Source organism: Burkholderia sp. MR1-5-21 (assembly GCF_053427715.1).
This window is the reverse complement of record NZ_JBSAXD010000087.1, coordinates 1-1,344: the sequence shown is the minus strand read 5'-3', so window position 1 is coordinate 1,344 and position 1,344 is coordinate 1. Positions and strand designations below refer to the sequence as shown.

The following is a 1,344-nucleotide window of genomic DNA, read 5'->3' as shown; positions in this document are numbered from 1 at the left end:
ATGTGAAGCGAACGCGGTGAACTGAAACATCTAAGTAACCGCAGGAAAAGAAATCAACCGAGATTCCCAAAGTAGTGGCGAGCGAAATGGGATGAGCCTTGTACTCTTTATTTGTATTGTTAGCCGAACGCTCTGGAAAGTGCGGCCATAGCAGGTGATAGCCCTGTAGGCGAAAACAGTATGAAAGAACTAGGTGTACGACAAGTAGGGCGGGACACGTGAAATCCTGTCTGAAGATGGGGGGACCATCCTCCAAGGCTAAATACTCGTGATCGACCGATAGTGAACCAGTACCGTGAGGGAAAGGCGAAAAGAACCCCGGGAGGGGAGTGAAATAGATCCTGAAACCGCATGCATACAAACAGTCGGAGCCTCGCAAGGGGTGACGGCGTACCTTTTGTATAATGGGTCAGCGACTTACGTTCAGTAGCAAGCTTAACCGTATAGGGCAGGCGTAGCGAAAGCGAGTCCGAATAGGGCGTTCAGTTGCTGGGCGTAGACCCGAAACCAAGTGATCTATCCATGGCCAGGATGAAGGTGCGGTAACACGTACTGGAGGTCCGAACCCACTAACGTTGAAAAGTTAGGGGATGAGCTGTGGATAGGGGTGAAAGGCTAAACAAACTTGGAAATAGCTGGTTCTCTCCGAAAACTATTTAGGTAGTGCCTCGTGTCTCACCTTCGGGGGTAGAGCACTGTCATGGTTGGGGGGTCTATTGCAGATTACCCCGCCATAGCAAACTCCGAATACCGAAGAGTGCAATCACGGGAGACAGACATCGGGTGCTAACGTCCGGTGTCAAGAGGGAAACAACCCAGACCGCCAGCTAAGGTCCCCAAATATAGCTAAGTGGGAAACGAAGTGGGAAGGCTAAAACAGTCAGGAGGTTGGCTTAGAAGCAGCCACCCTTTAAAGAAAGCGTAATAGCTCACTGATCGAGTCGTCCTGCGCGGAAGATGTAACGGGGCTAAGCTATATACCGAAGCTGCGGATGCGTGCTTGGCACGCATGGTAGGAGAGCGTTCCGTAAGCCTGCGAAGGTGCCTTGTAAAGGGTGCTGGAGGTATCGGAAGTGCGAATGCTGACATGAGTAGCGATAAAGGGGGTGAAAGGCCCCCTCGCCGTAAGCCCAAGGTTTCCTACGCAACGTTCATCGGCGTAGGGTGAGTCGGCCCCTAAGGCGAGGCAGAAATGCGTAGCTGATGGGAAGCAGGTCAATATTCCTGCACCATTGTTAAATGCGATGGGGGGACGGATCGCGGAAGGTTGTCCGGGTGTTGGACGTCCCGGTCGCTGCATTGGAGAAGGCGCTTAGGCAAATCCGGGCGCAGGATTCAAGGGTG

Annotated in this window: 1 rRNA gene; it reads left to right on the top strand. The window is 52.7% G+C overall.

The window, feature by feature from the left end:
* A 23S ribosomal RNA gene (locus ACV229_RS40490) occupies window positions 1–1,344 on the top strand; the annotation flags it as partial.